This is a genomic window from Arsenophonus sp. ENCA, assembly GCF_002287155.1.
In the GTDB taxonomy this organism is placed as follows: domain Bacteria; phylum Pseudomonadota; class Gammaproteobacteria; order Enterobacterales; family Enterobacteriaceae; genus Arsenophonus; species Arsenophonus nilaparvatae.
In genome coordinates, this window is record NZ_NHNG01000513.1 from 1 (window position 1) to 8,075 (window position 8,075).

At 38.7% G+C, this 8,075-nt stretch carries 7 protein-coding genes and 1 pseudogene; 3 read left to right on the top strand and 5 right to left on the bottom strand.

What is annotated here, in order from left to right; genetic code table 11:
- Positions 1–11: 11 nt before the first annotated feature.
- Positions 12–140 (top strand): transposase domain-containing protein, encoded by a 129-nt coding sequence (locus tag CBG25_RS21465; RefSeq protein WP_366212784.1) that lies wholly within the window; start codon positions 12–14, stop codon positions 138–140.
- Between the two features lie 278 nt (positions 141–418).
- Here the strand turns inward: CBG25_RS21465 and CBG25_RS13420 are convergent, their stop codons facing one another.
- From CBG25_RS13420 to dnaB, 3 genes are read right to left on the bottom strand one after another with little or no spacing between them, the layout of a single operon-like run.
- Positions 419–1,615, bottom strand: coding sequence for an amino acid aminotransferase (locus CBG25_RS13420; RefSeq protein WP_290607237.1), 1,197 nt, complete (start codon positions 1,613–1,615; stop codon positions 419–421).
- A 60-nt stretch (positions 1,616–1,675) separates the two neighbouring features.
- On the bottom strand, positions 1,676–2,761 hold the full coding sequence (gene alr / locus CBG25_RS13425; RefSeq protein ID WP_290607239.1) for an alanine racemase: 1,086 nt from the start codon (positions 2,759–2,761) through the stop codon (positions 1,676–1,678).
- Positions 2,762–2,801: 40 nt separating this feature from the next.
- Positions 2,802–4,211: a replicative DNA helicase gene (gene dnaB, locus CBG25_RS13430; RefSeq protein ID WP_290607241.1), complete on the bottom strand. Its 1,410-nt coding sequence runs from the start codon at positions 4,209–4,211 to the stop codon at positions 2,802–2,804.
- 346 nt (positions 4,212–4,557) lie between these two features.
- Here dnaB and CBG25_RS13435 point away from each other — a divergent pair, with 346 nt between their 5' ends.
- Entirely contained in the window at positions 4,558–4,809 is a 252-nt protein-coding gene (locus tag CBG25_RS13435) for a hypothetical protein (protein ID WP_290607243.1), read from the top strand.
- A gap of 123 nt (positions 4,810–4,932) precedes the next feature.
- Here the strand turns inward: CBG25_RS13435 and dusA are convergent, their stop codons facing one another.
- Positions 4,933–5,967 carry a tRNA dihydrouridine(20/20a) synthase DusA gene (dusA, locus tag CBG25_RS13440; protein ID WP_290607244.1) on the bottom strand — a complete coding sequence of 345 codons (1,035 nt, stop codon included), beginning with the start codon at positions 5,965–5,967 and terminating at the stop codon, positions 4,933–4,935.
- Positions 5,968–6,071: 104 nt separating this feature from the next.
- Between dusA and CBG25_RS13445 the strand changes: the two genes are divergently transcribed.
- Positions 6,072–7,169 (top strand): site-specific integrase, encoded by a 1,098-nt coding sequence (locus tag CBG25_RS13445; protein ID WP_290607246.1) that lies wholly within the window; start codon positions 6,072–6,074, stop codon positions 7,167–7,169.
- Between the two features lie 93 nt (positions 7,170–7,262).
- Here CBG25_RS13445 and CBG25_RS13450 read toward each other — a convergent pair.
- Positions 7,263–8,075 (bottom strand): annotated as a pseudogene (locus CBG25_RS13450) (hypothetical protein); the annotation flags it as partial.

Below are 8,075 nucleotides of genomic sequence, written 5' to 3' on the forward strand. Positions count from 1 at the left end.
TGTACAGCTTGGTGGAAAGTGCACGTATCAATGGACTTAACCCGTACGATTATCTTTTGGCGCTGCTGACGGCGCTAAAATACCCAGATGAGGATATCGACTGGAACGCACTACTACCCTGGAAAATAACCTTACCTTAAACCACGCAGCAGCGCACTGTGTGGTTCCAATGACGCTTACCTTCAAAATAGAAAAGAAAAATTTAATAGGCAATATATAGTAATCAATAATTTAATTAGTTAACCCAATGATAATCATTATTTTTAATTATAATTCAAAATGTTAAGTTTAATTAATGCTATTTTATTTTTATTCCTAAAATTAAATCTGATTTCAACAATTTTATATTTAATAAATTAAAGCCAGTGATTATTTAATCACTGGCTTTAATAGAATTATTGAAAGTAATTAAATTCAATTAACGACTTACTACTGCAAAAGCCTGAGCAATACGTTGAACATTATGTTCATTAACACCCGCCATACAAATACGCCCTGTACTAACCAGGTATATGGCAAATTCCTCACGTAGACGCTCAACCTGTTCTGCGTTAAAACCGGTGTAACTAAACATACCATGCTGCTTTAATAGGTGATCAAAGTTTTTTTCAGGTAACGCGTTTTTCAAATTGCTAACCAGCATTTTCCGCATGGCAAAGATGCGCCGACGCATCGATTCTACCTCACTTAACCATTCAGCGCCTAATGTGTCATTTGTCAAAACATGTTCAACAATTTTTGCGCCATTTGATGGTGGGCTCGAATAGAGACGACGTACACCCGCCTTTAGTTGACCAAATACCCGCTCACACTCCGGTTGATTTTGACAAATAATCGATAGACCGCCAACCCGATCACCATACAGACCAAAAATCTTGGAAAATGAATTACTGACAAATACCGGTAATCCGGCCTGAGCCATAGTGCGAATAGCATAAACATCCTCATCCATACTTTTAGCAAATCCTTGATAAGCCATATCAAGAAAGGGAATAAGGCGCCGTTCTTTAGCCACTTTAGTTATTTGATCCCACTGTTGCGGTGTTAAATCCGAACCGGTTGGATTATGACAACATGGATGCATTAAGATAATGCTTTTTTCTGGCAGCTGTTTGAATGTTGCCAGCATTTCAGCAAATTTTATCCCTTTGGTCTCGGCATCAAAATAGGGGTAATAATGGACGTTAATTCCTGATCCCATGAAGATAGAAGCATGATTTTCCCAGGTAGGATCACTACACCAAACCTCTGACTCGGGGAAATAACGATGTAAAAAATCGGCTCCCAGCTTTAACGCCCCTGAGCCACCAATAGTCTGTACTGTTGCAATTCGTTGTTCTTTAATTAGTGGGCTATCAGCGCCAAAAAGCAGTTTTTGAATCGCTAACCGGTAGTTATGTAGTCCTTCCATTGGTAAATAGAGGGAGGCTACAGCCGGAAATTGATTAAGCTTGGTTTTCGCTTTACCGACAGTGCCAAGTTGGGGAGTATTACCCTTGCCGTCATAATAAAGGCCAATGCTAAGGTTAATTTTATTTTCACGCGGATCTTTATTAAATTCATCCATCAACGATAGAATAGGATCACCGGCAAAAGCATCAACATTCTGAAACACTTAAAATTCTCCCCCCACTATCATCATATCTATTTTTCTATTAAATAACCGACAACAAATTTATTTGTCCAGATATTCCATTGCCACTCGCGAGGTTAGCTTGGTCAGTAATTCATAATCACTTACACCAGTATATGCCGCCACTTCTTCAACAGGCAATAGATCTCCCCATATAATTGCTTCATCGCCGACCTTATCGTTGGTTTCAATTCCTAAATCGACTGAAATCATATCCATAGAGACTCTACCTACAATCGGCACTTTGCGTCCATTTATTAATACTGGTGTGCCTGACGGGGCATTGCGGGGATAGCCATCGCCATAGCCAATTGCCACTACACCAAGATTGGTATCCTGCTCACTAACCCAAACTCCACCATAACCGACCGGCTCTCCGGCTTTATGTTGACGAATAGCAATTAGATTAGATTTGAGGGTCATCGCTGGCAGGAGACCAAAATCTTTGCCTTGTTTACCTTCTTGTGGTGAAGCGCCATACATCATGATGCCAGGACGCACCCAATCAAAATGTGATGTTTGCCATAGTAGAATACCGGCAGATGCCGCGATCGATTTTTCTCCTGGTTTATCTTTTATAAAAGCATTAAAACAAGCCAATTGCTGCTCTGTCGCTGCGGGTAAACCAGGCTTATCAGCACGACTAAAATGACTCATAATATTGATAGGCTTTTGAATATTTTGACATGCCATCAAGCGCGTATAAAATATTTTCGCCTCTTCAGGTCTGAACCCCAAACGGTGCATACCGGTATCAAGTTTCATCCAAACTTTTATCGGCTTTTCTAATTTAATCTGTTCTAATGTTTCAAGTTGTTCAATACTCTGTACAACAACATCAATCTCATGCCTGGTGATAATAGGTAATTCAGCTAGCTCAAAAAAACCTTCTAATAATAAGATGGGGTTGTTGATGCCATTTTCACGTMATGCGATTGCTTCGCTAATACGAGCAAMACCAAAGCTATCAGCCAGATCTTTAACTGTGTGCGCTGTTTCTAGTAAACCATGCCCATAAGCATTAGCTTTAACGACAGCAATTATGCGGCTATGAGGCGCAATTTCCCGAACTCGTTGTAAATTGTGACGCAGAGCGCGGCGGTGAATGACAGCGGTTGCCGCTTTCATTTTACTCTCCGTATTAACGTATTAAAATTAAATAGATAGATTATTCGTCGTGGTAGATTGGTCCAGCATAGTTATCAAAACGTGACCATTGTCCATTGAAAGTCAGACGTACTGTTCCAATCGGGCCATTACGCTGCTTACCGATAATAATTTCTGCTACCCCTTTAAGGTCTGAATTATCGTTATAAACCTCATCTCGATAAATAAACATAATTAAATCGGCATCCTGCTCAATGGAGCCAGATTCCCGTAAATCTGAATTGACCGGTTTTTTATCCGCTCGTTGTTCCAGGCTACGATTAAGTTGTGACAATGCGATCACAGGCACTTGTAACTCTTTTGCCAATGATTTAAGCGAACGGGAAATTTCGGCAATCTCAAGTGTACGATTATCAGACAGGGAAGGAACTCGCATAAGCTGAAGATAATCGATCATAATTAGACTTAAACCACCATGTTCACGGTAAACTCGGCGAGCTCGTGAGCGAACTTCTGTCGGCGTTAACCCAGCAGAGTCATCAATATACATATTGCGTTTTTCCATCAACAACCCCATGGTACTGGAAATACGCGCCCAATCTTCGTCATCAAGTTGGCCAGTTCGAATACGAGTTTGATCAACACGCGATAAAGAAGCTAACATACGCATCATGATTTGATTAGCCGGCATTTCCAAACTAAAAATCAGAACCGGTTTTTCTTCTATCATGGCCGCATGTTCACATAAATTCATCGCAAAAGTGGTTTTACCCATGGAAGGACGAGCTGCTACGATAATCAGATCAGAGTTTTGTAATCCTGCCGTTTTTCGATCCAGATCCTGGTAACCGGTAGAGACACCAGTTACGCCATCATGAGGCTTCTGATATAACTGTTCAATTTTTTCCACCGTTTCAGACAGGATCTCTTCAATTCCTTTCGGACCGTCATCTTTATTAGCACGAGTTTCTGCAATTTGGAAAACTCGTGATTCAGCTAAATCCAATAACTCTTCGCTGCTGCGACCTTGAGGATCATAACCCGCATCGGCGATCTCATTTGCCACCGCAATCATGTCACGAACAACAGCACGTTCGCGCACAATATCTGCATAAGCGTTAATGTTGGCAGCACTTGGGGTATTTTTAGCTAATTCAGCTAAATAGGCAAAACCACCGACGCTATCCAATTCGCCTTGCTGTTCTAACGATTCAGATAAAGTAATTAAATCAATTGGTCTACTCTGTTCAAGCAGACGTTGCATTTCAGCAAAAATGGTGCGGTGTGGTCGGCTAAAAAAATCTGCGTTGGTCACGCGTTCTGAGACATGATCCCAACGCTCGTTATCCAACATTAATCCACCCAGTACCGATTGCTCAGCTTCTAAGGAGTGAGGTGGCATTTTTAGCCCCTCTATTTGACGATCTTTCTGACCAATAAATACGGTTTCTGCGGAATACTTCTTCGCCATAGCACTTTCTTTACCCATTAATCAATAGAGTCGCTCATCAGTATATGCTATTTACTGCTATTTCGTGACAATTTGATCATTTAATGTGAGATAAAACCTCAACGATTCTTCACTGTTATCTTTTACAGAAAATCTGAAAATGTTGCAATGCTCCTCAATCAAACATAGCAAAATATTGGCAATAAATCTGAACTTTCCGAAAAATATTGCAATCATGGCTAATAAGCGACTAGTTAAACATAACTATTAACCAACTGCACTTTCAGATTGTTTTATTCGCGAATATTTATATAGTTTATTAATTCTTTAATAAGGAAACCTTTTAATTAAACGGGGTTTAATTACTATGAATAGTTATCAAGAGATTAATACATTTATTAATCATGTTTATGGCGAAAACTGCTTTTATAATGATGAATTTCAAACTATTTTTCATTATGACAATCATAAATTTGACACTCTGCTGACACAATTTGATAAAAATCAGGAATTAGCCGATTTTCAGCAATCAATTAATCATGCCGTACAATTGATGCAAAACAGTCTGGAAAAAATTGGCCAAAACGGGTACATAGAATGCGAACAAAAAATAAAATAAAAGTCGCTTTTATTAGTCAAATGCTCTATTTATTCGCTAATTTTTGATCGCGCTTTTAGTTCTCTTTAATTAAACGCGCCCGAGGCCAGGTATGGCATAGATAAAATAGCCTGGGTTAGTCAATTATTTACCGGTAATAAACTCAAGTGCCTGCTTAACCACGGTTACATCGGCGTCTTTTTTATGGGCATTTTCACTCAAATAACGGCGCCACTGGCGAGCGCCCGGAATAGCTTGAAATATTCCCAACATATGACGAGTAATATGACCTAAATAAGTTCCCTGTTTCAACTCTCGCTCAATATAAGGATACATTGCTTGTACTGCAACAATCGGATCAATAACCAGGTTACTTTGGTCAAAAAATTCAACATCAACCTTAGTTAATAATGCAGGATTTTGATAAGCTTCTCTCCCTATCATAACACCATCAAGATGGTGTAAATGCTGTTTAGCCTGATTAATGCTTTTGATACCTCCATTAACCACAATGGTTAACTGAGGAAAATCTTTTTTCAATTGATAAACGCGTGAATAGTCTAAAGGTGGTATTTCCCGATTCTGTTTTGGACTTAACCCCGATAGCCAAGCTTTACGAGCATGAATGATAAATAAACCACATTGACTCTCTGCCACAATTTTATCAATAAAATCGGTCAAAAAAGCATAGCTATCGTCATCATCAACGCCAATACGGGTTTTTACTGTTATCGGGATCGTAGTAGCATCCTGCATTGCTTTTATACAATCCGCTACTATTGCGCCTTCACGCATCAAACATGCACCAAAACGGCCATTTTGGACCCGATCTGAAGGACAGCCAATATTTAAATTAACCTCATCATAACCACTTTGCTGAGCCATTTTTGCACAATCGGCCAAGGCCGCAGGCTCATTACCACCCAACTGCAAAGCAACTGGATGTTCCTCTTCACTATAAGCGAGATAATCACCTTTACCATAAATAAGCGCACCAGTTGTCACCATTTCTGTATAAAGTAACGCCTCTTTAGTCAATAAACGGTGAAAATAACGACAATGGCGATCTGTCCAATCAAGCATCGGTGCCACGCTAAAACGGTGGTGGTTAAAATTGCCTGTCGATGCCGTTAATTCTTTGCTTTTAATTGATTTTTTATTAACTTTATTTTCGTGCATTTTGACCTATTTTGGTGTATTTTTTCTTTATTAGGACACCCTATAGGACACTATATTTTTGGTGTCCTATATTTTTAATGAAAAAAAGTATCCAGAGGTTAATAATGGCTTATTATACTATAGATAAAAGATTAAAATCAGATGGAACAGCAAAATTCAGATGTTTAGTATCAGTTAAAGAAAAAGGTGTTAGAATTTATAATGAAAGCAAAACTTTTACAAAATACGCTCATGCAAAAACATGGGGCACAAAAAGAGTTTTTCAATTAGAGCAAAATGGTATACCTAACCCTGACGATACTGATATTTTAACTCTTGGCGAGCTTATATTTAAATACCTCAATGACCAAAATCTTGGTCGACTGGCAGGGCGTACTAAAAGATATGTACTTAATATGCTTTTAGACTCAGATATTTCTGGATTATCCCTTAATCAACTGTCCACCAATCATATTATTGATCATTGTAGACATAGAAATGCTACTGGAGCTTCTCCTTCAACAGTCAATCATGATATTAGTTATCTTGCTTCCGTACTGAAATCAGCTAAGCCAATCTATGGGATAGATTACACTTCAAGCCCTGCATATGAAGCAAGACCACTATTACTGCAAATGGGCTTAATAGGGAAATCTAAACGACGTACTAGGCGTCCTGTAGAAGATGAATTGAATAAACTGAAAGTTGGATTGCAAAAGAGAAGCGAACAACGAGAAAGTAAAATACCTTTCGTGGATATCCTTGATTTTTCGATATTATCTTGTATGAGAATTGGAGAGGTATGTAAAATACTGTGGACTGATGTTGATGAAGAAAGTCGTTCAGTTGTTGTTCGTGATAGAAAAGATCCTCGAAAAAAATCGGGAAATCATATGATTGTTCCGTTGCTTGGCGAAGCATGGAATATTTTACAAAAACAACCAAGAACAACTGAACGCATCTTTCCATATAACTCACGTTCAGTAACAGCCGGATTTCAAAGAGTTAGAAATGCATTAGGTATTAAAGATTTACGTTATCATGATCTACGAAGAGAAGGAGCAAGTCGATTATTTGAAGCAGGCTTTAATATTGAAGAAGTCGCTCAGGTTACAGGACACAGATCTCTTAGCGTTTTATGGCAAGTTTATACCGAACTTTATCCCAAATCTTTACATGAAAAATACAATATGCTAGTAAAGAAAAATAATGTAACTGAGTAAGAGTAACGTTAATTTCTTTCATACCCCTAATGTGCTATCTTTACCATAACGCTAACAACTAATAGTTAACAACTTCCTCCAACGCTGCTAATATCAAGCCCCTGTGATGGGGCTATTCTTTTTGCGCTTGCTGCTGTTCCAGATTGAATCAAAAGGCATTTCTACCCTCACATCTAACCATGTCGATGGTGGAATATCACACGGCTCGCCATCGGTGTAATAAATTGGCTTGCCGTCGATAATTTCTTTAACTCGCCAGTTTTGGAAATCTTTAGGCAAATGGGTGTGTTGTCTGTGAAATGTTTGAATTTCGATGTTGCCTTCAGGTATAATTTTGTCTTTGATATAAATTAACGATAATCCATTGCTATTTTTTGGTATTGTGACCCCACCATTCACACCCCAAGCACCGTCTGCGTTATAGCCCACGACAGCAGAAATTAAATATTTTCCAACTCCAGTTCGTTGGACATTGACGCCTTCCGATTCGTCGTTGGTTTCAAAGCTACCATCGGGATAGATTTTAACGATTGGAGATGCTCTTTTTAAGAAACCGTTAGCGTCGGCCATCATTTTCGGAATATCTGACACTAAAGCGAATATCCCGTTTTTATCTGGAAAATACATGGTTGCAACTAATTTGTTGTTACGTATAAAACCACGATCTTGTTGTATAGCGTATCCTAAACTATAACCTTTAGAAACACTCATACTTCCGCCGACGTTCACTAATGAATCAATATTAGAATCAATAGCATTTAATTCTGATGCAGTAATAGATTCAGTAGAAGACTTTTTCGCAAAGTTATCAACGCAAGCCTTTTGGCTAATAACTTTATCAGTTGCAGCGCCAACCTCTTGAGCAATATTAATCTTGTCAAGTTTGTTAGCTAAATCTTTACTTAT

Coding starts and splice junctions, on each gene's coding strand:
- dnaB (WP_290607241.1), bottom strand. CDS start 4,211: ATGGCGAAGAAGTATTCCGCAGAAACCGTATTTATTGGTCAGAAAGAT.
- CBG25_RS13435 (WP_290607243.1), top strand. CDS start 4,558: ATGAATAGTTATCAAGAGATTAATACATTTATTAATCATGTTTATGGC.
- dusA (WP_290607244.1), bottom strand. CDS start 5,967: ATGCACGAAAATAAAGTTAATAAAAAATCAATTAAAAGCAAAGAATTA.
- CBG25_RS13445 (WP_290607246.1), top strand. CDS start 6,072: ATGGCTTATTATACTATAGATAAAAGATTAAAATCAGATGGAACAGCA.